The following is a 24,629-nucleotide window of genomic DNA, read 5'->3' as shown; positions in this document are numbered from 1 at the left end:
GTCCGCCGTCCCACCGTGTGGCAAGATCACCAGCCGGGACGGCGAAGTTTGTGGATTCAATCGGTCGCCATGCCGGCCGGTTGAATCCACAACCCCGGAGCACCGCCAGCGGCGGGTCAGGCGTCGTGGTCGGTGGCCTCCAGGGCCGCGGTCAGCGCGTCGGTGTCGACCTCGTCGGCGAAACCCGCCGTCTGCTCGCGGTCGGCCATGGCGGCCTTGACGACGCGGACAGCCAGGCCGGCTGGGTAGCCTTTGCGGGCGAGCATGCCGACGAGGCGCCGGAACGTGGCATCGGGCGCCCCGCGCTCGGTGCGCAGCTTGCGGTCCACGAGGTCGCGGGCCGTGCGGGCCTCCGTGTCCTCGTCCAGATCGGCGAGCGCCTCCGTGATGGCCTCCGCGTTGACGCCCTTGCGGCGCAGTTCGCTGCCGAGCGCGCGCCGGGCCAGGCCGCGGCCGTTGTGGCGGCTGCTCACCCAGGCGCGGGCGAACGCCTCGTCGTCGACCATGCCGACATCGCGGTAGCGCTCCAGCACCTCGTCGGCGATGTCGTCCGGCACGCCACGCGAACGCAACGCGGTGGCGAGTTCGGCGTGGGTGCGTGGGCGCACCGAGAGTTGGCGCAGGCAGATCTCGCGGGCGCGTTCGGCCCAGTCGGCGGGCGAGCGCTCCCGCCCGCCCGCCGCGTCGGCGCCGGACGAGCCACCGTCGTCAGGCGACCCGGGCGGCGCCGGCGCGGGGGTGCCGCGCCGGCGTGCGAAAGAAGACTGGCCGGGGACGCCGGCACGGGGCGGGGCGGCATCCCAGCCCCGTCCCGTGCGGGCACCGCGTCGTCGGGGAGGCACGACGGCGGCCGCCGGATCAGAAGTCGACCGGCGGCAGGGCCGGGCCGGCGGCGTCGGACGGGCTCGTCCCGACGCCCAGCTTCTCGAGGATCCTCTTCTCGATCTCGGCGGCGACGTCCGGGTTCTCCTTGAGGAAGTTGCGGGCGTTCTCCTTGCCCTGCCCCAGCTGGTCGCCCTCGTACGTGTACCACGCGCCGGACTTGCGGATGATGGCCTGCTCGACGCCCACATCGATGAGCGAGCCCTCGCGCGAGATGCCCTTGCCGTACATGATGTCGAACTCGGCCTGCTTGAACGGCGAGGCCACCTTGTTCTTGACGACCTTCACCTTGGTGCGGTTGCCGACCGCGTCCGTGCCGTCCTTGAGGCTCTCGATGCGGCGCACGTCGAGGCGCACCGACGAGTAGAACTTCAGCGCCCGGCCGCCCGTCGTGGTCTCGGGACTGTTGTGCACCATGACGCCGTCGACGAAGTAGTTGTGGCTGCCCTCGACCTCGATGTCGTAGCGGTGCATGGACCGGGTCCGCGGCTTGACGTGGATGTCGAGAACGCGCGCCGGCACGAGCGCGAGATCGGCCGTGACGAACTCCGGCCGCACCGTGCACCGCCCCCGCAACCGCGGGAGCAGCTTGCGGGCCATCACCTCCGGCACGTATGCCGCGACCAGCTCCTGGAACGCCGCCGACGCGGCGGTGGTGAACTGGATGACGCTGATCTGGCGGGCGCCCCGGACGGTCAGCTTGACGTCGAGCTGGTGAACGTCGCGCAGGTAATCCACGAGTCGGTCGCGCGAGCCCTCGCTCAACGCCTCGACGCAGATCTCGATCCGGCCGCTGCCGCCCTCCGTGCGGGCCTGCAGGCCCTTCGAGCGGACGGTGAACGAGCCGTCGTCCATGTACCACACCGCGAGCGCCAACGGGGTGAGCGCCTTGAGGAACTCGTCGCTCAGGTATTTCTTGCCGTCGCCGAGGTAGACCGCGCGGCGCAGCTCGTCGAGCTCGGGCAGCGGCGTGAAGTCGGCGAAAACCGCGCCCCGCGCGTCGACGCGGCGGCTGTGCTCGATGTTGGCGAGCAGCCCGACCTTCCAGTCGAGGTAGTCGGCCTGCGCGGCACCGTGGCCCAGCCGGAACCGGACTCCGGAGCGGTCACGTCGGTTCGGGGACAGGTTGCCGTCGCCCATCAGCGAGCCGAGGATGACCTGCCACTGCTGGTCGCTGAGCCGACGCGACTCCGCGAGCATGACGCGGTCTCCCACGATCAGCTCACCGGCCTCGCGCCAGCCGCCGGGGGTACGGATCTGGTGGTTGGCGGTGGCCGCGAACTGCGCCCGGCCGTTGCCGCCGGACCGGGCGACGGTGAACTGGAGGAACTGCTCGGTGGGGCCGTTGTCGAACCAGTTCACGACGCGGCGCGGCTCGATCCGGTTGGTCTGCGGGTCGTACGACAGCACCTCGACATCGAGCTTCTGGTTGACGATCTTGCCGATCTTCTCCTGGGTGCCGTCGGCGAGCGTGACCCGGGTGCCGTAGGACATGCAGCCGAACATGACGCCGATCTTCTCGCGGAGCTGGTTGATGAAGATGGCCGTCGTGCCGGTGCTGTTGAGCGCGCCGGTCATCTTGCGCAGCGCCTGGCTCATGAGGCGGGCCTGCAGGCCGACGTGGCTGTCGCCCATCTCGCCCTCGATCTCGGCGCGGGGCACGAGAGCGGCCACCGAGTCGATGACGATGAGGTCGATGGCGCCGGACCGCACGAGCATGTCGGCGATCTCCAGGGCCTGCTCACCCGTGTCGGGCTGCGAGACGAGCAGCGCGTCGGTGTCGACGCCCAGGGCGCGCGCGTAGTCCGGGTCGAGGGCGTGCTCGGCGTCGATGAACGCCGCGATGCCACCGGCCCGCTGGGCGTTGGCGATCGCGTGCAGCGACACCGTGGTCTTGCCGGAGGACTCCGGCCCGTAGATCTCGATGACCCGGCCGCGCGGGTAGCCGCCCACGCCGAGGGCCACGTCGAGCGCGATCGAGCCGGTGGGGATCACGGACATCTGGGCCACGGGGCGCTCCCCGAGGCGCATCACCGAGCCCTTGCCGAACTGTTTGTCGATCTGCGCGAGGGCGAGCGTGAGCGCCTTCTCGCGGTCTGGCACACCAGCCATGTCGGCCACCCCTGAGTTCGCGGTCTTCGTAGTCTTCTTCGTCGTCACACGGGACACGCTATGCGGCGGGTCCGACAGATTCAGCGGCCGGCCGTGATCTGTGGACAGGCACGCACCCTGTGGACAATACCCGTACACGTGTACGACGCAAGCCGGACACGCGGATCAGTGCAGGCGGGCCGGCACCCGGTCGGGATAGGCCGCCACCACGGCGCGCCAGACGACGACCGTGTCGATGCCGGCGGCCAGGGCCTGCCGGATGGTGCGCCCACCGAGTTGGGGCAGCACCTGGTCACTGGCGAGGCTCGCCGCGTACCCCGCGCCGAACGCCTCCTCCAGCCGCGCCCAGAAATCAGTCAGTCGCACCCGTCACCGCCCCCTCACGCACACCCAGCAACCGTACGGCGGCCGCCAGCAACGGCACCAGCAGCACCGCGGCCAGCAGGGTGAGCGTCGGGTACGACGTCCACGTCAGCACCAGCCCGGACAGCGCCCCGGCGGTCGCCCCGGACAGCCCCATGATCAGATCGGACAGCCCCTGCACGGCCGGCCGGTTGGCGTCGCCCACCGACTCGGACAGCAGCGTGGAGCCCGCGACCATCGTGCCCGACCAGCCCATGCCGAGCAGCGTGAGGCCCACCCCGAGGCGCACCGGGTCGTGCCCGGCCGTGCCGGCCACCGCGCACGCGGTCAGTTGCAGCCCCACCCCGACGAGGATCACCGCGGGCCGCCCGATCCGGTCGGTGAGCCAGCCCGTGACCAGCGACACCCCGTACATCCCGGCGATGTGCAGGCTCAGCACGATGCCGACCACGCGCAGCACGTCGCCGTGGGCCTGCTCGCCGATGTGCACCGGCGTCATCGTCATCACCGCGATCATCACGGTGTGCCCGATGGTCAGGGCCGCGAGCCCGGCCCGGGCGCGCGGCGACGCCGCGATCTCGCGCAGGGCCGCGCCGAAGCCGCGCCGCGGCGCGCTCACCGTCCGCGCGTTTTCCGGGGTACGGGCCACCGCGCGCGCCAGCACCAGCGGATCGGGCCGCAGCAGCGCCCAGACGAGCACCATGGCCAGCGCGAAGGCGACCACGCTGACCGCGAACGGCCCGGTGTACCCGGCCTGCCCGGCGCCCCGGGCGGTCTTGTCGGCCCAGGGCGCGAGGTTGGGGCCGGCGACCGCCCCGACCGTGGCCGCCCAGACCACGATCGACAGGTGGCGGCCCCGCCGGTCGGGCGGGGCGAGGTCCATGGCGGCGTAGCGCACCTGCAGGTTGGCGGCCGAGCCGCCGCCGAACAGAAACAGCCCGGCGAACAGCAGCAGCAGCGACCCGCGGGCCGCCGCCACGACCACGAGTGCCGCGCCGAGGGCGCCGACCAGGTACGCGAGCGTGAGGCCCGGCCGGCGGCCCCGGCCGCGCATGACGCGGGCGACCGGCAGGGCGAGCAGCGCCGCGCCGACGACGAGCGCGCTCTGCGCGAACCCGGACACGGCGACACCACCCAGGTCGGCGGCGAGCAGGGCGCCGACGGCGATGCCGGTCGCCATCCCCACGCCGCCCACGACCTGGGTGGCCGACAGCAGCCAGAGCGTACGGCGCTGCACGCGCGCCACCCGCGCGCGATCGGGCACAGTGGACGGATGCGGCGCCTTCGTGATCAGCACGACGCCGAGACTACGACGTCACGGTGACGGCGAGAACGCCCAACAGTCCCACGACCGCGAAGAACGTCAGCGCCCACCGCACGACGGGGTGCCGGCGGCGCACCCAGGCGGCCACCGTGAAGACCCAGAGCGTGATGAGCCCGAGCGGCGGGTGGTAGAGCGCGAGCAGCGCGCCCGCCACCAGCGCGAAGACCAGGAAGATGAGGTCGTCCCGGTCGATCGCCCGGTCGTCGACGAAGTCCTCGTCGGCGTACCCGTCGACCGGGTGTTCGTCCGCGTGGCCGTTGACGCGCGTCGCCATGTCCGGCTCGCCGCGTTCATCCATGACGCGCAGTCTGTCGCACTCCCCGCGCCTTGCCAAGCGCTACTGAAAGTCACAGTCGCCGGCTGGTCGCCACCGTCCGGTACCACTCGGCGCTCGCCTTCGGGATGCGCTTCTGGGTCGCGAAGTCCACATAGGTGATGCCCCAGCGCTGGGCGTATCCCTCGGCCCACTCGAAGTTGTCCAGTAACGACCACACGTGGTAGCTCTCAAGGCGTACGCCCGATTGAAGCGCACGGTGCGCGGCGGCGAGGTGATCGCGCAGGAAGGCGACGCGCGGCCCGTCGTTGACCTTCCCGGCCGCGTCGGGGGCGTCGTCGACCGGAATGCCGTTCTCCGTGATGGTGATCGGAAGGTCGCCGTAGTCGCGCTTGATCCGGGTGAGCACGTCGAACAGGCCCTCGGGGTAGATCTGCTGCCAACTCGCCTCGGAGGTGGGCTTGACCTGGGCGCGGTCGCCGTTGGCGGTGACGAAGACGGGGTTGTAGTACTGCACCGCGAGGATGTCGACCGGCGAGGCGATCACCGCGAGGTCCCCGGGGCGGATCGCGGCGCGCACGGGCTCGTCCGGGGCCCACGTCGCCACCACGTCGGCCGGGTAGGCGCCCTTGAGGATCGGGTCGAGGTACAGGCGGTTCTCCACGCCGTCCGCGAGCAGCGCGGCCTCGCGCGCCGGCTCGCTGTCGTCCACCGGGTACGCGGGGGCGAGGTTGAGCGCGGGCCCGATGCGGCCCGTGCCGCCCGCGGCGCGGTAGGCCCGCACGGCCAGCCCGTGGGCGAGCAGCAGGTGGTGCGCCACCACGAGCGACGCACGGGTGTCCCGCCTGCCCGGCGCGTGCGCGCCGAACTGGTAGCCGACCTGCACGACCGTCTTGGGCTCGTTGAGGGTGAGCCAGGTCGGCACCAGGTCGCCCAGTTCCCGGTAGAGCACCTGCGCGTAGTCGGCGAACCAGCTGGCGCAGTCCCGGTTCTCCCAGCCGCCCCGGTCCTGCAGGGCCTGCGGCAGATCCCAGTGGAACATCGTGGCCACCGGGGCGATGCCGCGCTCGCGCATGCCCTCGATGAGTCGCTTGTAGAAGTCCAGTCCCTTCCGGTTCACCGTGCCCGTGCCGGTGGGCAGCACCCGCGACCACGAGATGGAGAACCGGTATGAACCCAGACCCAGGGACTTGACGAGATCGAGGTCCTCTGTCCACCTGTGGTAGTGATCGGCCGCCACGTCACCGGTATCGCCGTTGCGCACGTTGTTCGGCGTATGGCTGAAGGTGTCCCAGATCGACGGCCCGCGCCCGTCCTCGGCCGCCGCCCCCTCGATCTGGTAAGCCGAGGTGGCGGCGCCGAACACGAACGTCCCGGGGAACGTCAGGCCCAGCGGACCGGCCTGCGTCGGCGCGGTCTGCGTGGCCGACCGGCCGCACGCGGCCAGCACCGGCGCGCCGGCCGTGGCGGCCGCCGCTACGGCCGCGCCACGCAGGAGCGCGCGCCGCGACAACCCCGCTATCGGCGGTGATGTCATGTTTTCTCCTTTAACGGGACGTCAGCGCACGGTCGATCACCGTGCCGAGTCACGAGGGAGCCGTCAGGTTCCCGCCCGGTTACGATCGGTCCCGGCGGGCGGTTCGGCTGTCTGCCGCCGCCGGTGATGTGGTAGACCATCGCCAGCTACGGGACGATCCCTTCCGAAGGAGCGACGAGCGCAGATGGCCACGCAGATGAACGGGCACGCCCCCGTGCCGGTTCCCGCGCGGTCCGCGATCGGCGATGACCGCACCGCGGTGCGCTCGCACCGGTTGCGCGTCCTCCTCGTGGAGGACGACGAGCAGGACGCGATGATCGTGCAGGACGAGCTCGCGATCGCCAACGCGCCCATCGACGTCGTGCAGGCGTTCACGATCGCGGAGGCCCGCGGCATGCTCGACGGCGTCGACTGCGTGCTGCTCGACCTCGGCCTGCCGGACGCGCAGGGCCTCGGCGCGCTGGAGCAGTTGCTCTCGGTCGCCGACCGTACGGCGGTGTGTGTGCTCACCGGCCTGGGTGACGAGGCCCTCGGCATGGAGGCGGTCGCCCGCGGCGCCGAGGACTATCTCATCAAGGGCCAGGTGGACGGGGCCGGCCTGTCCCGCGCTCTGCACTACGCGGTCTCCCGCAAGCGCCTCGACGAGAACGCCATGCGGCTGCGCGAGATCGAGATGCGCCAGCAGGAGTCGGCCCGCCTGGAACGCGGCCTGCTCCCCCAGCCGGTGAAGAAGACCGACGCCATCGGTGTGCACATGTTCTACCGCCCCGGCCGGCACAGCGCGACGCTGGGCGGCGACTTCTACGACGTCGTGCAGACCGGTCCCGACCGGATCGACCTGCTCGTGGGCGACGTGGCCGGCCACGACATCGACGAGGCCGCGCTCGGTGTCATGCTGCGCGTGGGCTGGCGCGCGCTCACCCTCGCCGGGGTGCCCGAGGAGGCCGTGCTGGCCGCCGTCGAGCAGGTGCTGGTCACCGAGCGCGCCGCCGAGGAGATCTTCGCCACGGTCGCCACGGTCACGGTCGATCTGGCCCAGTCCCGGGTCGCGGTACGGTTGGCCGGGCACCCCCCGCCCCTGCTGCTCTCGCACGGGCGTTGCGCTCCGCTGCCCGCCGCGTTCGGCACCGTGCTGGGCGTCGTCCCGGGCGCGATCCGCCCGACCGCGCATGTCGACCTGGACTCGGAGGACTGGTCCTTGCTCATGTACACCGACGGGCTCATCGAGGGCCGGTACGGCGACGGTACGGAGCGCCTCGGCGTCGAACGGCTCTGCACGCTGCTGTCGACACCGGAGGGCCGCGCGGTGCCGCTACCCGACCTGCCCGCCTGGCTCGTCGGGCGCGCCGAGGAGTTCAACGGCGGCCCGCTCGTCGACGATGTCGCCATGCTCCTGCTCACCAGCCGTGACGGTGGCCGGTGAGCGACGTCAGGACCTCGCCGGCCCGTCGGCTGCCCGGCGGCGACTGGTCACTGCGCACCCGCGTCGCGGCCCTCTGCGGACTGCTCGTCGCGATCATCCTGTTGCTCGCCGGCGGCGCCGCGACGACCGCCCTCACGACCCGCAGCTCGCTGGACACCCTGCTCGACGACATCGGCCCCATGCGCACCGGCGCCAACGACCTCATGCAGTCCCTGCTCGACCAGGAGACCGGCATGCGGGGGTACGCGCTGCGCGGCGGCACGGCCGACCTGGAGCCGTACGCCAAGGGCCAGGCCAACCAGCAGGCCCTCACGGCCGCGATCGCGACGAACCCGGCCGCGACGGCCACGGTGAAGGAGCAGCTCGCCATCGTGACCGAACGCGCCGAGCAGTGGCGCCGCGACGTGGCCGAGCCGGCCATCGCGCTGGTCCGCGACCAGGGCACCGTTCCCGCACAGGAGTTCCTCAACCAACAGGCCACGAGGCCGTTCGACGACATCCGCGCCGCCGTCGCGAACCTGCAGGCGAGCATCGTGCAGATCCGCAACGACAGTGCCGACACCGTGAAGAGTTCCAGCACCCGGGTCGTGTGGGTGCTCTTCGCCGCCGCGGCGGTCGTGCTGCTCGGCGGCATCGGCATGGTGCTGCTGCTGCAACGCCTGGTGATCCGACCCGTCAGCGACCTCGCCGCTCAGGTCCGCACGGTCGCGACCGGCGACTACGACCTTGAGATCTCCAGTCCCGGCCCACCCGAGCTGGCCCGGCTCGCCCGCGACGTGGACCGCATGCGCGCGCGCATCGCCGCCGACCTCAGCGAGGTGGAGGCCGCCCGCGCGGTCATCGAGGCCAACAACCTCCGGTTGGAGGCGCAGGCCACCGAGCTGGAGCGGTCCAACCGTGACCTGGAGCAGTTCGCCTACGTCGCCTCGCACGACCTGCAGGAGCCGCTGCGCAAGGTGGCGAGCTTCTGCCAGCTGTTGCAGCGCCGCTACGCCGGGCAGCTCGATGAGCGCGCCGACCAGTACATCGCGTTCGCGGTCAACGGCGCGCAGCGCATGCAGCGCCTCATCAACGACCTGCTCGCCTTCTCGCGCATCGGTCGCAACACCGCCGGCTTCACGGAGGTCTCCCTCGAACAGGTCATGACCGAGGTCACCGCGCAGACCGAGGCGGGTCTCACCGCGGCCAAGGCGACCCTCACCTGGGACGACGACCTGCCGGTGGTGCGGGGCGAGGAGCGGCTGCTGGTGAATCTGCTGGCCAACCTCGTCAGCAACTCGCTGAAGTTCCGCCGCCCGGACGTGCCGGCGACGGTGCACGTGAGCGTCGCCCGCGTGGGCGACGACTGGGAGGTCAGCTGCGCCGACAACGGCATCGGCATCGAGGACGAGTTCGCCGAGAAGGTGTTCGTCATCTTCCAGCGGCTCCACGCCCGCGAGACGTATCCCGGCACGGGTATCGGCCTGGCCATCGCCAAGAAGATCGTCGAATACCATGGTGGTCGCATCTGGGTGGCGCCGAGCGACGGCCCCGGCGCGACCATCCGCTTCACCCTGCCGGCGACCGACACCGCCGACCCGCAGACATCGTCTCCGCAGAACGGGGAGGCGCCCGGCGCGACCCACGCCGCACCACACCTTGAGGAGACCTCGGCATGATGACCCCGACCGAACGGCTGAGCCCCATAGAGGTGCTCCTCGTCGAGGACGACCCGGGCGACGTGCTCATGACGCGTGAGGCGTTCGAGGAGCACAAGGTCAACAACCGGCTCGCGGTCGTCTCCGACGGCGCCGAGGCGCTGGCCTACCTGCGCCAGGAGGGCGAATACTCCGACGCGGTCCGCCCCGACCTGATCCTGCTCGACCTGAACCTCCCCCGCCGTGACGGCCGCGAGGTGCTCGCCGAGATCAAGGCCGACGAGGAACTGCGCCGCATCCCGGTCGTCGTCCTGACCACCTCGGCCGCTGACGAGGACATCCTGCGCAGCTACTCCCTGCACGCCAACGCGTACGTCACCAAGCCGGTCGACTTCGAGCAGTTCATCACGGTCGTCCGCCAGATCGACGACTTCTTCGTCAGCGTCGTCCGCCTGCCCCCTCGCGTCGACCGGTAACACCCGTCAGCGCGCGAGCGGCACCGGGCCCCGGGAGGCGATGATCTCCGCGAGGGCCGGGCACTCATCGGGGGCCAGGGCGCTCGCGCTGATCCGGATGCCGGGCGGGCTGGCCAGGCGGAACCGCGAGCCGGGGGCGACCGCCCAGCCCGCGTCGCGCAGGGCGGTGACGGCGACGGTCTCGTCGGGAACCGGTACCCACACGTTGAAGCCCGAGCGCGAGCTCACCGCGATGCCGCGCGCCGCGAGGGCGGCGACGAGGGCGTCGCGCCGGCGGGCGTACTCCGGGCCGGCGGCGGCGATCAGCGAGCGCACGTCCCCGTCGCGCCACAGATCGAGCACGACCCGTTGCAGCAGGGTGGAGACCCAGCCGGCGCCCAGTCGCAGCCGGCCCTCGACCCGGGCGATCGTGGTCTCGTCGCCGGCGACCACGGCCACCCGCAGGTCCGGACCGTAGGCCTTGGAGACCGACTCGACGAACGCCCAGCGACGGCCGGCGCCGGCCAGCGGCGCGAGCGGCAGGTCGTCCAGGTCACCGGAGTGGTCGTCCTCGATCAGGAGGACGTCGGGGCGGGCCGCGAACGCCGGCCGCAGCGCGGCGGCGCGCGCCGGGGACACCGCGCCGCCCGTGGGGTTCTGCGCGCGGGCGGTCACGATGACGGCGGCCACGCCCGCGTCGAGGGCGCGGGTGACGCCGTCGACCGTGGGCCCCTCGGCGTCGACCGGGATCGGCACCGCGACCAGGCCGAGCGCCGCCACCAGGTCGATCAGGTTGGCCCAGCCGGGGTCCTCCACGCCGACCCGGTCGCCGGTGCGCAGGTGGGCGCCGAGGACCCGCTCGATGGCGTCCAAGGCCCCCGACACGACCGTGAGCGCCGGGACGGGCACGCCCTTGGCGGCCAGCCGGGCGGCGGCCAGGTCCAGCAGTTCGGGCAGCGGCCCCCCGCCCGAGTAGTTCGCGGGCGCCGGGTCCACCGCGACGCGCGCCAGCGCGTCGCGCAACCGCGGCAGTAGGGAAACGTCCGGCTCGCCCCGCGACAGGTCGCGGACCCCGGCCGGCACCGCGGGCCGGTCCGACCGCCGCGTTCCGGCGCCCGTCAGCGGTTCGGCGGGGCTGACGGGCGGCCGGGCGCGGACCCGGGTCCCGTGCCGGCAGGCGGTCTCGATCACGCCGCGGTCGCGCAGCGTGCGGTAGGCCGCCGCGACCGTGACCGCCGTGACGCCGAGGTCGGCCGCTAGCCGCCGCACGGGCGGCAGCGCCGCGTCGGCCGGCAGGGCGCCCGACCGCACGCCCGCCTCGACGCTCGCCGCGATGGCCGCGGAGGTGCCACCCGAAATCCCGTCGGCGCGCGCGCCACCGCCCTGATACTGTACTGCCACAGTTTCGAGATTGTACTAGAACAAACTCGCGAGGGGAAACGGGCCGATGACCGCGACGTACGAGCAGACCTCCCGCACCACGAGCCTGCGCAAGGGCGACCGGATGACCTACGACAGGGCCGCCGCCCACGCGATCCTCGACGAGGCGTACCACTGCGACCTGAGCTTCGTGGTCCCCGACCCGGAGACCGGCCGGCCGGAGCCGCGCACCCTGCCGACGTTGCACGCCCGCGTGGGCGACACCCTCTACCTGCACGGTTCGACCGGCTCGCGGCCCATGCTGGCCGCCCGCGCGGACGGCCTGCCCGTCTGCGTCACGGTGACCCACCTCGACGGCCTCGTGCTGGCGCGGTCGCAGTTCAGCCACAGCGCCAACTACCGCTGCGTGATCGCGCACGGCGACGCCCAGCTGGTGACCGACCCGGCGGAGAAGCTGGCGGCCCTGACCGCGTTCGTGGACAAGGTCGCCCCGGGTCGGGCCCGCGACAGCCGCCCGCCGGACCACAAGGAGCTCGCGCAGACCGCCGTCCTGAAGCTGCCGCTCGTCGAGGTGTCCGTGAAGGCCCGCGCCGGCGGGCCGGGCGACGACCCCGAGGACGAGCGGCTGCCGCACTGGGCGGGCGTACTGCCCCTGGACGTGAAGGCCGGGCGACCCGAACCCGTCGCCGGGTCGACCACGCCGGTCCCCGACTACCTGAGGCCCGCCCGATCACCGTGGCTGACCCCCGCCACCCTGCGCGGCGACCACGTGATCCTGGAGCCGCTGGACGTGACGCACGCCGCGCAGCTGCTCGCCGCGATCGGCGACGAGGAGGTGTTCCGGTGGATCCCCCGGCCGATGCCCCGCGATGTCGACGCCATGGCAGAGTTGATCACGGAGGCGCTGGCGGCGCACCACGAGGGCACGCGCGTGCCGTGGCTGAAGCGGTGCGCGCGCACTGGCGAGGTCGTCGGGACCACGTCGTACTACGCGCCCAATGTCGCGAACCGCAACCTGGCGATCGGGTACACCATGATCGGTAAGCGGTGGTGGCGTACCGGCATCAACACCGAGGCGAAGCTGCTGCTGCTGGAGCGGGCGTTCGAGGTGCTGGTCGCCGAGCGGGTGGAGTGGCACACCGACCTGCGCAACGAGCGGTCCCAGGCGGCCATCGCGCGCCTCGGCGCCACGCGTGAGGGGGTCCTGCGTCACCACCTGCTGCGGCCGGACGGCTCGTGGCGCGACTCGGTCCTGTACGCGATGACGGCCGACGAGTGGCCGGCGGCGCGGGCGGCGTTGCGTTCCCGGCTGCGACCGCCGGCCCGGGATGAGTGATCATGGGCGGCATGCTCGGCGTCACCGACCCCCTCACGTACCTGCTCGGCACGATCGCGATCGTGCTGCTGCCCGGGCCGAATTCCATGTTCGTGCTGGCCACGGCGGCGCGCTTCGGCGTGCGGCGCGGCTACCGGGCGGCCACCGGGGTGTTCCTGGGCGACCTGGTGCTCATGACGCTGGCGGCGGCCGGCGTCGCGTCGGCGCTGCGCGCGTACCCGCCGCTGTTCACGGCCCTCAAGTACGCCGGGGCGGCCTATCTGGCGTACCTCGGCCTCGGGATGGCCCGGGCCGCGGTCCGCCGGTGGCGCCACGGTGGTTCCGCTTCCTCTCCGGGTACTGCGGCAGAGCACGCGCACGCGCGTGACCCGTTCCGGCGGGCGCTGCTGGTCAGCCTGATCAACCCGAAGGCGATCCTGTTCTTCGTCTCGTTCTTCATCCAGTTCGTCGACCCGTCCTACGCCTATCCGGCACTGACGTTCGTGGTGCTCGGGGCGGTCCTGCAGGTGTGCAGCGTGGCGTACCTGTCCGCGTTGATCTTCGGCGGGAACGTGCTGGCCAACCACTTCCGCGAGCGCCGCCGGCTGGCCTCGGCCCTGTCGGCGGGCGTGGCGGCCCTGTTCATCGCGTTCGGGGTGAAGCTGGCCACCGCCTCCCTCGGGTGAGTGTCGGACCCACGAGGCAGGATGGGTCGCGTGGGTGGCGAAGACGCGCTGGTCAGGTTCGGGGAGGTGACCCGGGCCTGGTTCGACTCGGCCTTCGCCGGGCCCACCCCCGCCCAGGCGGGCGCGTGGTCGGCGATCAGCGCCGGACGGCACGCCCTCGTCGTGGCGCCCACGGGATCCGGCAAGACCCTGGCCGCGTTCCTGTGGGCGCTCGACCGGTTGGCCGGCGAGCCGGTGCCGGCCGAGCCCCGGCAGCGCTGCCGGGTGCTCTACGTCAGCCCGCTCAAGGCCCTCGCGGTGGACGTGGAGCGCAACCTGCGCGCCCCGCTGGCCGGCATGCGGCAGGCGGCCGCCCGGCTGGGCGTGGCGCCGCCCGACATCTCCGTGGGCATGCGTACGGGCGACACCCCGGCCGACGAGCGGCGGGCCTTCAACCGCACCCCGCCCGACATCCTCATCACCACGCCGGAGTCGCTGTTCCTGCTGCTCACCTCGGGGGCGCGCGACTCGCTGCGGGGCGTCGAGACCGTGATTGTCGACGAGGTGCACGCGGTCGCGGCCACCAAGCGCGGCGCCCACCTGGCGCTGTCCCTGGAGCGCCTGGACGCGCTGCTGCCCCGGCCCGCGCAGCGCATCGGCCTGTCGGCCACCGTGCGGCCGGTCGACGAGGTGGCCCGGTTCCTGGGCGGCGCGGCGGCCGTCGAGGTGGTGCGCCCGCCCACCCCTAAGACGATCGAGGTCAGCGTCGAGGTCCCGGTGCCCGACATGACGGAGCTGGGCGACCAGACGGACGTCGACGGCGCCACCCGCGCCTCGATCTGGCCGGCCGTGGAGGAGCGCGTCCTCGACCTCATCGAGGCGCACCGGTCGACGATCGTGTTCGCGAACTCCCGGCGCCTGGCCGAGCGGCTCTGCGCGCGGCTCAACGAGCTGGCCGAGGCGCGGGCCACCGGCGCGCTCGCCGACGCGCCGCGCGGCGGCGAGCCCGTGCCCCTGGCCGACCTCGTCGGCGGCCCGGCCGGTCGGTGGGGCGCCCCCGCCCAGCTCATGGCCCAGTCGGCCGTCGCCGCGGGCGCCGTGCCGCAGGTGGCCCGCGCCCATCACGGCAGCGTGTCGCGCGAGGAACGCAAGCACATCGAGGAGGCGCTCAAGTCCGGCCGGCTGCCGGCCGTCGTGGCCACCAGCTCGCTGGAGCTGGGCATCGACATGGGGTCGGTCGACCTCGTCGTGCAGATCGAGGCGCCCCCCAGCGTGGCCGCCGGCCTTCAGCGGGTGGGCCGGGCCGGCCACCAGGTGGGCGCCGTGTCCCGGGGCGTGGTCTTCCCGAAGCACCGGGGCGACCTGCTGTCCTGCGCGGTCGTGGGCCGGCGGATGGCCGACGGCGCCATCGAGGAGCTGCGCTACCCCCGCAACCCGCTCGACGTGCTCGCCCAGCAGGTCGTGGCCATGGTGTCGATGGAGCCGTGGGCGGTGCCGGAGCTGGCGGCCCTCGTCCGGCGGGCCGCGCCGTTCGCCGAGCTGCCCGGCTCGGCGCTCGACGCCGTGCTCGACATGCTGTCCGGGCGCTACCCGTCCACGGCGTTCGCCGAGCTGCGGCCCCGCGTCGTGTGGGACCGCGCGGCCGACGTGCTCACGGCGCGGCCCGGGGCGCAGCGCCTGGCGGTGACGAGCGGCGGCACCATCCCCGACCGGGGCATGTTCGGCGTCTTCCTGGCCGGCGCGGAGCGCGCCGCCCGGGTCGGCGAGCTCGACGAGGAGATGGTCTACGAGTCGCGGGTCGGCGACGTGTTCCTGCTCGGCTCCACCTCGTGGCGCATCGAGGAGATCACGCCCGACCGGGTCCTCGTCTCCCCCGCCCCGGGCGCGCCCGCGCGGATGCCGTTCTGGAAGGGCGACCAGCCCGGCCGCCCGGTCGAGCTGGGCCGCGCGATCGGCGTCACGCTGCGCCAGCTCGTGCGCTCCGGGCCCGACAAGGCCCGACAGGAGCTGCTCGCGGACGGCCTCGACGCGTGGGCCGCCGACAACCTGCTGGCCTATGTGGACGAGCAGCGGGCAGCGACCCGGTCGCTGCCCGACGACCGCACGATCGTGGTGGAACGGTTCCGCGACGAGCTGGGCGACTGGCGCCTGGCGGTGCACTGCGTGCTCGGCGCCCAGGTCAACGGCGGCTGGGCGCTCGCGATCGGCCGCCGCCTCGCCGAGCGGTACGGGGTGGACGCGCAGGTGCTGCCCAGCGACGACGGCATCGTGGTGCGCCTGCCCGACGTGGTCGACACCCCGCCCGGCGCCGACCTGGTCGCCTTCGACCCCGACGAGATCGACGAGCTGGTCCGCGACAGCGTCGGCACGTCCGCGATGTTCGCCGCCCGGTTCCGCGAGTGCGCCGCCCGCTCGCTGCTGCTGCCCCGCCGCGACCCCCGCCGGCGCCAGCCGCTGTGGCAGCAGCGCCAGCGGGCCGCACAACTGCTCGACGTGGCACGCGACTACGCCGACTTCCCGGTCACCCTGGAGGCCGCCCGCGAGTGCCTGCAGGACGTGCTCGACGTGCCCGGCCTGACCGGGCTCATGCGCGACCTGGCCGCGCGCAAGGTGCGCCTCGTCGAGGTGGAGACACCGGCCCCGTCGCCGTTCGCGCGGTCGCTGCTGTTCGGATACGTGGGGGTGTTCCTCTACGGCGGCGACGTGCCGCTCGCGGAGCGGCGCGCGGCCGCCCTGTCGTTGGACGCGACCCTGCTGGGCGAGCTGCTCGGCCGGGTGGAGCTGCGCGAGCTGCTCGACCCGGAGGTCGTCGCGGAGACGGGCCGGCGGCTGCAGTGGCTCGACGAGGCCCGCACGCCGCGCGACGCGGAGGACGCGGCCGAGCTGCTGCGGCTGCTGGGTGACCTGTCGGGCGCCGAGTTCGCCGAGCGCGGCGGCGACCCGGCCTGGCTGGCCGAGCTGGGCGCGGCCCGGCGCGCGGTCGAGGTGCGGGTCGCCGGCGAGGCGCGGTGGATCGCCGCCGAGGACGCGGGCCGCTACCGCGACGCGCTCGGCGTGGCCCTGCCCGTCGGCCTGGCGCAGGCCTACCTCGAACCGGTGGCCGACCCGCTCGCCGACCTGCTGGCCCGGTACGCGCGCAGCCACGGGCCGTTCACGGCCGAGGCCGTGGGGCGACGCTTCGGCCTGGGCACGTTCGTCGTCGACCAGGCGCTGCGCCGGCTCGCCGCTACCGGGCGGGTCGTGGCGGGCGAGTTCACCCCCGGCGGCGGCGAGGGCGCCGAGTGGTGCGACGCCGAGGTGCTGCGGCTGCTCCGCCGCCGGTCGTTGGCCGCGCTGCGGCACGAGATCGAGCCCGTGCCGCCGCGCACGCTGGCCCAGTTCCTGCCGGCCTGGCAGCAGGTCGGCGCGAACGCCCGCGGGGTCGAGGCCGTCGCCGCGGCCATCGAGCAGCTCCAGGGCGTGCCCGTGCCGGCGTCCGCGTGGGAGCGGCTGGTGCTTCCCGCGCGGGTGGCCGACTACTCGCCCGCGTTCCTCGACGAGCTGTGCGCCTCCGGCGAGGTGATCTGGGCGGGCGCCGGCCCGCTCGGCGGCGGGGCGGCCGGCGCGCGCGGGGTGGCCGGCGACGGCTGGCTCGCGTTCGCCTGGGCCGAGGCCGCGCCGCTGCTGCTCCCGCCACCGGACACCGAGCTGGCGCTCGGGCCCGTGCACGAGGCGGTCCTCGGCGCGCTGCGCGGCGGCCAGGCGCTGTTCTTCCGCCAGCTCTCCGGCGCCGTCGGCGCGGTGGACGACGACGACCTGCTCGCCGCCGTCTGGGACCTCGTGTGGGCCGGCCAGGTCTCCAACGACACCCTCGCCCCGGTGCGCGGCCTGCTCGCCGGCGGCGGCGCACACCGCTCCCGCCCGGCACCCCGCGCCCGCTACGCCCGCGCGCGCGGGCTGACCGGCGGGCGCAGTCTCGCGTCGCTGCGCTCGGGTGCCCCGCACGCGGCCGGCCGGTGGTACGCGCTGCCCGAGCGCGACCTCGACCCCACCCGCCGGGCGACCGCTCTCGCGGACGCGCTGCTGGAGCGGCACGGCGTGGTGACCCGGGGGGCCGTGGCGGCGGAGGGTCCGCCGGGCGGCTTCGCGGGCGTCTACCCGGTGCTGGCCGCCATGGAGGAGCGCGGCGCGGCCCGCCGCGGCTACTTCGTCGAGGGCCTGGGCGCGGCCCAGTTCGCGGTGCCGGGCGCGGTGGACCGGCTGCGCTCCCTCGCCGAGCGCGACACCGACCGCCTCACCGACCGCCCGGCGGCCGCGCCCGGCGTCCCGCCGGGAGACCGCCTCACCCGGCGCCGGGGCGGCGCGCCGGACGGGCCGCCGGCCTGGGCGGATGACCCGTGGGCGACCCCGCCGGACGGCGGCGGGCAGCCGCTGTCCGACCGGATCCCGCGCCGGGTGCCGGAGCAGCCGGGTCGCGACGCCGCCGGGCCCGGGCGGGCGCTCGTGCTCGCGGCCACCGACCCGGCCAACCCGTACGGCGGGGCGCTGCCCTGGCCCGAGCGGGTCGTGGCGGCCGGCGACGGGGACCCGGCCGGCCACCGGCCGGGACGGCGGGCGGGCGCCCTCGTGGTGACCGTCGGCGGCGATCTCGCCCTGTACGTGGAGCGCGGCGGGCGTACCCTGCTGTCGTTCGTCGACAATCCCGACGCGCTCGCCGCCGCCGCGCGGGCCCTGGCCGACGCCGTACGCACCGGCGCGCTCGGCGCGATGTCCGTGGAACGCGCCGACGGCGCGACTGTGGCGTCCACCCCACTGGCCGACGCGCTGACGGCCGCTGGCTTCCGGGCGACGCCCCGGGGCTTACGGTTACGGGCATGACGACGCAGGCGATCCAGATCCAGACCTACGGCGGGCCGGAGGTGCTCGTCCCGGCCGAGCTGCCCACCCCGGAACCCGGCCCGGGCGAGGTGCTCGTGCGGGCGGCGGCGAGCGGGGTCAACTTCATCGACATCTATCACCGCACGGGCGCCTACCCGCAGCCGCTGCCGTTCGTGCCGGGCGTGGAGGGCGCCGGCACGATCGTCGCGGTCGGCCCGGACGTGCCGGACCTCCGGGTCGGCGACCGGGTCGGCTGGTGCAACGACCTCGGCTCGTACGCCGACCACGTGAAGCTGCCGGCCGCGCACGTGGTGACGCTCCCCGACGACGTCAGCGAGGAGCTGGCGGCGGCCTCGATGCTGCAGGGGGCGACCGCGCACTACCTCACGCACGCCAGCTACCCGGTGCGCCCGGGCCAGACGGTGCTCGTGCACGCGGCGGCGGGCGGCACGGGCCAGCTGGTGACCCAGTACGCGCACGCGCTCGGCGCCCGCGTGATCGCCACCGTGTCGACGGACGCGAAGGAGGCGGTCGCCCGGGCCGCCGGGGCGGACGAGGTGCTGCGCTACGACGACGACGTGGCCAAGGAGGTGCGCCGGCTCACCGACGGCGAGGGTGTCGCCGCCGTCTTCGACGGGGTCGGCCGCGCGACCTTCGACGTCAGCCTCGCCAGCCTGGCCCCGCGGGGCACACTGGTCACCTTCGGCTCGGCCAGCGGGGTGGTGGCGCCGGTGGACATCGCACGGCTGGCCCAGGGGTCGTTCTTCGTGACGCGCCCCAGCCTCGGCCACCACCTGCGCACCCGCGAGGAGCTGGTCGAACGGCTCAGCGACGTGCTGGCCCGGCTGGCGGACGGCAGCCTGCGGGTCACCGTGACCGAGCGCTTCCCGCTCGCCGACGCGGCGGCCGCCCACACCGCCCTGGCCAGCCGGCGCACGACCGGCAAACTGCTGCTGATCCCCTGACGCAGCCGGGCACGAACCTCGCACAAGCCACCTGAGCAGGCCAAAGTCTCGTGTGATCTCTGTCAGGACAGTGGTCGGGGCACGACGGCGCGGCAAAGGTGGACGGGTGCCCAAGCCCTCCCGTCGCAAGATCGTGCTCAGTTTCGCGCTGGTGACCATCGTGGCCACCGCCATGGTCGCCGCCGTGGCGCTGCCCGTGGGCGCGATGGCCGGCCTGGCGGCCTCGTACGCGACCGGGCACGGCGACGACCTGCCCGACGTGCTGCTGCGCCCCACGACCGCACAGGCCTCGTACCTGTACGCCAACGACGGCAAGACGCTGATCACCACGTTCTACGAGGAGAACCGGCGCGACGTGCCCTCCGCGCAGATCCCGGACGTGGTCCGCCAGGCGATCATCGCGGCGGAGGACCGTGGCTTCTACCGCCACGGGGGCGTCGACGTGCGCGGCGTCGTGCGGGCCATCGTCGCCAACGGCACGAGCGGCGAGGTCGAGCAGGGGGCGTCGACGCTGACCATGCAGTACGTGCGCAACGTGCTCAAGAGCGATCCCAGCCTCAGCGAGGCCGAGCGCGAGGCCGCGACCGCCACCACGGCCACCCGCAAGATCACCGAGGCGCGCTACGCGATGGCGCTGGAGAAGAAGCTCACCAAGGACGAGATCCTCACCAACTACCTCAACATCGCGTACTTCGGCGCGGGCGCGTACGGCATCGCCGCCGCGGCCAAGCGCTACTTCTCCACCACCCCCGCGAAGCTCACCCTGGCGCAGGCCGCCCTGCTCGCCGGGCTCGTGCAGTCGCCGAACACCGACTCGCCCCTGGCGGGCTCGGCCGACGCCGCCCTGGCCCGCCGGGCGTACGTGCTCGACTCGATGGTCGCCACCGGGGCGATCTCAGCGGAGCAGGCCGAGGCCGCGAAGGCGAGCAAGCTCACGCTGAAGAAGGGCGGTTCACCCAACGGCTGCGCCGCCGTGCCGGGCAAGCACAACGACTGGGGCTTCTTCTGCGACTACTTCGTGCAGTGGTGGCGGGGTCAGGCGACGTTCGGCGACACCCCGGACGACCGGGAGGCCGCGCTGCGCCGCGGCGGGTACACGATCGTCGCGTCGATGGACCCGACGACCCAGGCGGCCGCGCTGGCGCAGTCGCTGGCCGTGTACGGCTACGGCAGCGCCCGGGCCCTGCCGATCGCCGCCGTGCAGCCCGGCACCGGCCGCGTGCTGGCCATGGCCGTCAACCGCCACTACAGCCTCGCGAAGAACCCGAAGGGTCAGCGCAGCTATCCCAACACGGTCAACCAGCTGATCGCCGGCAGTTCGGCGGTGAGCGGCTACCAGGCGGGCTCCACGTACAAGATGTTCACGATGCTCGCGGCGCTGGAGAACGACCTGCCGCTCAACACGGGGTTCAACTCCCCCACCCGGCTGAGGACGAGCTGGCCGGCCAGCGGCCCGGCCTCCTGCGACGGGTACTACTGCCCCCGCAACGCCTCACCGTCCTGGATGGACGGTCACCGCACCATGTGGAACGGCTTCGGCCGCTCCGTCAACACCTACTTCGTCTGGCTGGAGCAGCAGGTCGGCGCCGACAAGGCCGTCGAGATGGCGCAGCGGCTCGGCATCACGTTCCGGTCCGCCGCCGACGCCGACCGGGCCGGGAACAGCGCCGCCGACTGGGGCTCGTTCACCCTCGGCGTGGCCGCCACGACCCCGCTCGACCTCGCCAACGCGTACGCCACGGTGGCCGCCGAGGGCATGGCCTGCGAGGCGCTGCCGGTGACGTCCATCAAGGACGCCAGCGGCGCCTCCCTGGGCGTCGCGAACCCCAGCTGCGCGCGGGCCATCGACGTGGACGTGGCGCGGGCGGCCACGGACGCGGCCCGCTGCCCCGTCGGGCAGCAGTCGGCGTTCCACCGCTGCGACGGCGGCACGGCCACGGCCGTGTCCGGCATCGTGGGCCGCGACGTGGCCGGCAAGACCGGCAGCTCGGACAACAACGAGGTGGAGACCTTCGCCGGGTACACCCCGCAGGTCGCCGCCGCCGGCATGGCCGCCAACCCGGACAACCCGCGCGACGTCGTCGGCGCGCGGGTCGCGCCGTCCGTGAACGCGGCCGTGGCCCGCACCATGGCCGCCTACCTGGCCGGCAAGCCGGCCGCCACGTTCACCGCCCCCAGCCGCGACATCGCCTACGGCGACACGGTCGTCACGCCGCCGTCGACCGCGGGCACCCCGACACGGGCGCCGGACACCCCGCGCTCCGCCCCGCCCAGCGACCCGGCCACGCCGACCGAGCGGCCCGGCAACGACCAGCGCCAGGACGACGACCGGCAGGACAACGACGGCCCACAGGACAACGACGACCGGCGCAGCGACCGCGCCCGGACGGACAACGGCCGGGCCACCAACGGCCGCGGCGACCGCTGAGGCCGCGGTTCAGTCCAGCTGGGTGACCACCTCGGCCGCGACCAGGTCCAGGTGGTCGGGATCGTCCAGGTCAAGGAACTGCAGGTGTACGCGCTGCGCGCCCGCCCGCGCGAACTCCCCGAGCCGGTCGACGATCTCGGCCGGCGTGCCGTAGAGCCCGCGCTCACGCACATCGTCAACGTCCACCTGGGCCGCCTCGGCACGGCGGCGCACCTCCGCGTCCGTGCGCCCGCAGATGATCGTCTGGGCTGCGGAGAAGACCAGCGGCGTGGCCCGCCCGGCGGCCTCGACGGCGGCCTCGACCCGACCGAACACCTCGGTCGTCTCCGCGAGCGTCCGGAAGGGCACGTTGAACTCGTCGGCGAAGCGCGCCGCCAGGGCGGGGGTACGCCGGGCGCCCGTACCGCCCACGATGATCGTCGGGGCGGGGCGCTGCGCCGGCTTGGGCAGCGCCGGCGAGCCGGTCACCTGGTAATGGCGACCGTCGTAGGCGAACGTCTCCCCCACCGGGGTCGCCCACATCCCGGTGATGATCTCCAGCTGCTCGGTGAGCCGGTCGAAGCGCTCCCCCAGCGGCGGGAACGGGATGCCGTACGCCTCATGCTCGGCGAGGAACCAACCCGCGCCGAGGCCCAGCTCGACCCGGCCGCCGCTCATCTGGTCGACCTGCGCCGCGCTGATCGCCAGCGGTCCGGGCAGCCGGAACGTCGCCGACGTCACCATGGTGCCGAGCCGGATGCCGGACGTCTCGCGGGCCAGGCCGGCGAGGGTGACCCACGCGTCCGTCGGCCCGGGCAGGCCGCCGTCGGCCCGCATGGTCAGGTAGTGATCGGACCGGAAGAACGCGTCGTAGCCGCACTCCTGCGCGCGCCGCGCGATCCGGAGCTGGTCGTCGTAGGTGGCCCCGAACTGGGGCTCGATGAAGACAGTCATCCGCACGGGCGCATTCTCGCAGGCCCGGCTACGGCGTGATCACCAGATGGGTGAGGACGCGCGCGGCGAACCGGCCGTCCCCGGACACCTCGCCGTCCGCGTCGTGCGGCTCGATGCGCCCGCAGGCCAGCCGGGCGAACGACTCCCACTCCACGGTCACGTGCGCCGTCGACGGGCCGGCGGCGACCGGCGCCTCCAGGTGACCCCGCCGGTCGGCGTCGACCGTCACGGCCTCGTCGAACGCCACCGGTCCGGTCACCGTCAGGCGGAACACCTGGCCCGGCTCGGCCCGCGCATCGCGGGCCACGATCCGCGGCAGCGACCCCAGGAACAGGTCGCGGGCGATGAACGCCCCCGGCGAGGCCAGGTTGCCGCGCCGGCCCGTGGCCCGGCGGATGTCCTGCTCGTGCACCCACGTGTCGAACGCCCGCACCATGAGCAGGAAGCCCACCGTGATCGGCTGGCCCTGCGCGGTGACGGCCGGACCGCCCGGCTGCGGCGGGTACGCCCGCAGTTGCGCCTTGCGCTGCGCGTACACGTCATGAAGCTCATCGAGGATCTCCTCACGCGACATGCCGCGCCGCGCCACGACCGGACGCCGCGACCACGCCCGGTAACTGTCCGGGCGCGGGTGGCCCGCGACCATCCACAGCTCGGAGCCGATGAGGTGCGAGTACACGTCGCCGACCGACCATTCCGGACACTCCGTGCGGGCCAGCCACTCCTCGTCGGTGAGCTGCTCCCCCAGGTCGAGCACCGCGTCGAGGGAGTGCCGCCACGCGGCGACGGCCGGTTGGGTCGATGACATGCCAGCATGGTTGCTATCCGGCACACCTGGCGCAACCCCGCCATGCCGGTGCGAACCAACGTGACGTGGCCCACGAGGGTCGACGGAAACCGCCTGACGTGCCATCCTCCTAGGTCGTGACAAGTCCCGGGCACCGCAACGCCTATGTGGACCTGCTCCGCGCGGTGAGCCTCATCGTCGTCGTCGTGTGGCACTGGGCCTTCACCATCCTGAGCTGGCGCGCCGACGGGCCGCGCGCCACCAGCCCGCTCGGCTTCATGGACGGCTTCTGGCTGCTCACGTGGCTGTTCCAGGTGATGCCGTTGTTCTTCTACATCGGCGGGTACGTGCACCTGAAGTCCTGGGAGCGGGCGCGCTCGCGGGGCGTGGGACTCGGTTCGTTCGTCGTCAAGCGGTTGCGCCAACTGGCCGTACCCGGGGCGCTGCTGCTCGCCACGTGGCTCGCGGTCGGCGCGGTCGCCGGGTCGTACTTCAACCTCGCCGGCACGGGCCGGGTCGTGAAGCTCATCGTCAGCCCACTGTGGTTCCTCGCGGTGTACCTGGGGCTCATCGCCCTGCTGCCCGCCGCGCTGTGGCTGCACCGCCGCTTCGGCATGCTGACCCTCGTGTGGCTCGCCGGCCTCGCGATGTGCGTCGACGTGGCCCGGTTCCACTTCCACATGGAGTCCATGGGCTGGGTCAACATGCTGCTCGTGTGGGCGCTGGCCCACCAGGCCGGGTTCTTCTACGACAACGTCGTCGCCCTGCCCCGCCAGGGCGACTGGTCGCTGCTGTGGGGCGGCCTGTTCGGCCTGGCCGGCCTGGTCGGCTCGGGCCTGTACCCCGGCTCGATGGTGGGGGTCCCCGGGGAGCGGTTCTCCAACATGGCCCCGCCCACCTTCGTCATGGTGGCGCTGCTCGTCTTCCAGATCGGCGTGGCCGAGGTGCTGCGCCCGGCGGTCACCGCGCGCCTGGAGCGGCCGCGCTGGGAACTGGTCAACCAGACCATCAACCGCTTCGCCCTGCCGCTGTTCCTGTTCCACACCACCGGCATGGCCATCGCCCGCTTCATCATGTGGCGCTTCTTCGGCGACGACCTTGACGACGGTCAGCCCGACCTGCGTTGGTGGCTGGCCCGGCCACTGGCCGTCCTCCTGCCGCTGCTGTGCACCCTGCCGGTGATCTACATCTTCGGCCGCCAGTGGGTGCGCCGCCCGGTGGTCGAGCCGACCCCCCGTCCGGCGGACTGACCCACTCCGTCACAGGTCAGCAACAGAGCTGAATAGAAGCCT

Annotated in this window: 18 protein-coding genes and 2 pseudogenes; 9 read left to right on the top strand and 11 right to left on the bottom strand. The window is 73.6% G+C overall.

The window, feature by feature from the left end; genetic code table 11:
• Positions 1 to 116: 116 nt before the first annotated feature.
• From ABD191_RS16885 to ABD191_RS16850, 8 genes and pseudogenes are all read right to left on the bottom strand, one after another.
• Complete coding sequence (locus ABD191_RS16885) at positions 117 to 842, bottom strand: regulatory protein RecX (RefSeq protein ID WP_344082644.1); 726 nt, start codon at positions 840 to 842, stop codon at positions 117 to 119.
• A gap of 16 nt (positions 843 to 858) precedes the next feature.
• Positions 859 to 1,356 (bottom strand): hypothetical protein, encoded by a 498-nt coding sequence (locus ABD191_RS16880; RefSeq protein WP_344082674.1) that lies wholly within the window; start codon positions 1,354 to 1,356, stop codon positions 859 to 861.
• 171 nt (positions 1,357 to 1,527) lie between these two features.
• Positions 1,528 to 2,376, bottom strand: a pseudogene (locus ABD191_RS16875) (LAGLIDADG endonuclease); the annotation flags it as partial.
• A 3-nt stretch (positions 2,377 to 2,379) separates the two neighbouring features.
• A pseudogene (gene recA, locus ABD191_RS16870) lies at positions 2,380 to 2,994 on the bottom strand (recombinase RecA); the annotation flags it as partial.
• Between the two features lie 165 nt (positions 2,995 to 3,159).
• Positions 3,160 to 3,360 (bottom strand): DUF3046 domain-containing protein, encoded by a 201-nt coding sequence (locus tag ABD191_RS16865; protein WP_344082642.1) that lies wholly within the window; start codon positions 3,358 to 3,360, stop codon positions 3,160 to 3,162.
• Positions 3,347 to 4,651 (bottom strand): MFS transporter, encoded by a 1,305-nt coding sequence (locus ABD191_RS16860; protein ID WP_425560737.1) that lies wholly within the window; start codon positions 4,649 to 4,651, stop codon positions 3,347 to 3,349. Before ABD191_RS16860 ends, ABD191_RS16865 begins: the two co-directional genes overlap by 14 nt.
• A 13-nt stretch (positions 4,652 to 4,664) precedes the next feature.
• Positions 4,665 to 4,979 carry a hypothetical protein gene (locus ABD191_RS16855; RefSeq protein ID WP_344082638.1) on the bottom strand — a complete coding sequence of 105 codons (315 nt, stop codon included), beginning with the start codon at positions 4,977 to 4,979 and terminating at the stop codon, positions 4,665 to 4,667.
• A 49-nt stretch (positions 4,980 to 5,028) separates the two neighbouring features.
• On the bottom strand, positions 5,029 to 6,492 hold the full coding sequence (locus ABD191_RS16850; RefSeq protein ID WP_425560735.1) for a GH1 family beta-glucosidase: 1,464 nt from the start codon (positions 6,490 to 6,492) through the stop codon (positions 5,029 to 5,031).
• 184 nt (positions 6,493 to 6,676) lie between these two features.
• Between ABD191_RS16850 and ABD191_RS16845 the strand changes: the two genes are divergently transcribed.
• Genes ABD191_RS16845 through ABD191_RS16835 form a run of 3 tightly spaced genes read left to right on the top strand, consistent with a single transcriptional unit; the run spans position 6,677 to position 10,028 of the window.
• Complete coding sequence (locus ABD191_RS16845) at positions 6,677 to 7,915, top strand: PP2C family protein-serine/threonine phosphatase (RefSeq protein ID WP_344082636.1); 1,239 nt, start codon at positions 6,677 to 6,679, stop codon at positions 7,913 to 7,915.
• Complete coding sequence (locus ABD191_RS16840; protein WP_344082634.1) at positions 7,912 to 9,573, top strand: sensor histidine kinase; 1,662 nt, start codon at positions 7,912 to 7,914, stop codon at positions 9,571 to 9,573. The genes ABD191_RS16845 and ABD191_RS16840 overlap by 4 nt, the downstream gene beginning before the upstream one ends.
• Positions 9,573 to 10,028: a response regulator gene (locus tag ABD191_RS16835; protein ID WP_425560736.1), complete on the top strand. Its 456-nt coding sequence runs from the start codon at positions 9,573 to 9,575 to the stop codon at positions 10,026 to 10,028. Before ABD191_RS16840 ends, ABD191_RS16835 begins: the two co-directional genes overlap by 1 nt.
• Before the next feature lie 6 nt (positions 10,029 to 10,034).
• Here the strand turns inward: ABD191_RS16835 and ABD191_RS16830 are convergent, their stop codons facing one another.
• The gene (locus ABD191_RS16830; RefSeq protein ID WP_344082630.1) at positions 10,035 to 11,408 is read right to left on the bottom strand and encodes an aminotransferase class I/II-fold pyridoxal phosphate-dependent enzyme; all 1,374 of its coding nucleotides are present in this window, start codon (positions 11,406 to 11,408) and stop codon (positions 10,035 to 10,037) included.
• Between the two features lie 46 nt (positions 11,409 to 11,454).
• Here ABD191_RS16830 and ABD191_RS16825 point away from each other — a divergent pair, with 46 nt between their 5' ends.
• The 5 genes from ABD191_RS16825 to ABD191_RS16805 all read left to right on the top strand — a co-directional run bounded on the left by ABD191_RS16825 (position 11,455) and on the right by ABD191_RS16805 (position 21,617).
• Complete coding sequence (locus tag ABD191_RS16825; RefSeq protein ID WP_344082628.1) at positions 11,455 to 12,723, top strand: bifunctional pyridoxamine 5'-phosphate oxidase family protein/GNAT family N-acetyltransferase; 1,269 nt, start codon at positions 11,455 to 11,457, stop codon at positions 12,721 to 12,723.
• The gene (gene leuE, locus ABD191_RS16820) at positions 12,723 to 13,388 is read left to right on the top strand and encodes a leucine efflux protein LeuE (protein WP_344082670.1); all 666 of its coding nucleotides are present in this window, start codon (positions 12,723 to 12,725) and stop codon (positions 13,386 to 13,388) included. The genes ABD191_RS16825 and leuE overlap by 1 nt, the downstream gene beginning before the upstream one ends.
• Before the next feature lie 21 nt (positions 13,389 to 13,409).
• The gene (locus ABD191_RS16815) at positions 13,410 to 18,224 is read left to right on the top strand and encodes an ATP-dependent helicase (RefSeq protein WP_425560734.1); all 4,815 of its coding nucleotides are present in this window, start codon (positions 13,410 to 13,412) and stop codon (positions 18,222 to 18,224) included.
• Complete coding sequence (locus tag ABD191_RS16810) at positions 18,221 to 19,189, top strand: quinone oxidoreductase family protein (RefSeq protein WP_344082624.1); 969 nt, start codon at positions 18,221 to 18,223, stop codon at positions 19,187 to 19,189. Before ABD191_RS16815 ends, ABD191_RS16810 begins: the two co-directional genes overlap by 4 nt.
• A gap of 106 nt (positions 19,190 to 19,295) precedes the next feature.
• On the top strand, positions 19,296 to 21,617 hold the full coding sequence (locus tag ABD191_RS16805) for a transglycosylase domain-containing protein (RefSeq protein ID WP_344082622.1): 2,322 nt from the start codon (positions 19,296 to 19,298) through the stop codon (positions 21,615 to 21,617).
• A gap of 9 nt (positions 21,618 to 21,626) precedes the next feature.
• On the opposite strand, the gene ABD191_RS16800 is transcribed toward ABD191_RS16805, so the two are convergent.
• Both ABD191_RS16800 and ABD191_RS16795 read right to left on the bottom strand, forming a co-directional pair.
• Positions 21,627 to 22,556, bottom strand: coding sequence for an LLM class F420-dependent oxidoreductase (locus ABD191_RS16800; protein ID WP_344082620.1), 930 nt, complete (start codon positions 22,554 to 22,556; stop codon positions 21,627 to 21,629).
• Between the two features lie 22 nt (positions 22,557 to 22,578).
• Positions 22,579 to 23,358, bottom strand: coding sequence for a maleylpyruvate isomerase family mycothiol-dependent enzyme (locus tag ABD191_RS16795; RefSeq protein ID WP_344082618.1), 780 nt, complete (start codon positions 23,356 to 23,358; stop codon positions 22,579 to 22,581).
• Between the two features lie 116 nt (positions 23,359 to 23,474).
• On the opposite strand from ABD191_RS16795, the gene ABD191_RS16790 reads away from it, so the two are divergent.
• Positions 23,475 to 24,587, top strand: a complete 1,113-nt coding sequence (locus tag ABD191_RS16790; RefSeq protein ID WP_344082616.1) for an acyltransferase family protein — start codon at positions 23,475 to 23,477, stop codon at positions 24,585 to 24,587.
• The last annotated feature ends 42 nt before the right edge of the window (positions 24,588 to 24,629 follow it).

The sequence above is a fragment of the Luedemannella helvata genome (assembly GCF_039528415.1).
GTDB lineage: Bacteria > Actinomycetota > Actinomycetes > Mycobacteriales > Micromonosporaceae > Luedemannella > Luedemannella helvata.
Note: the sequence above shows the minus strand (reverse complement) of the source record. Positions and strands in the feature narration are given on the sequence as shown.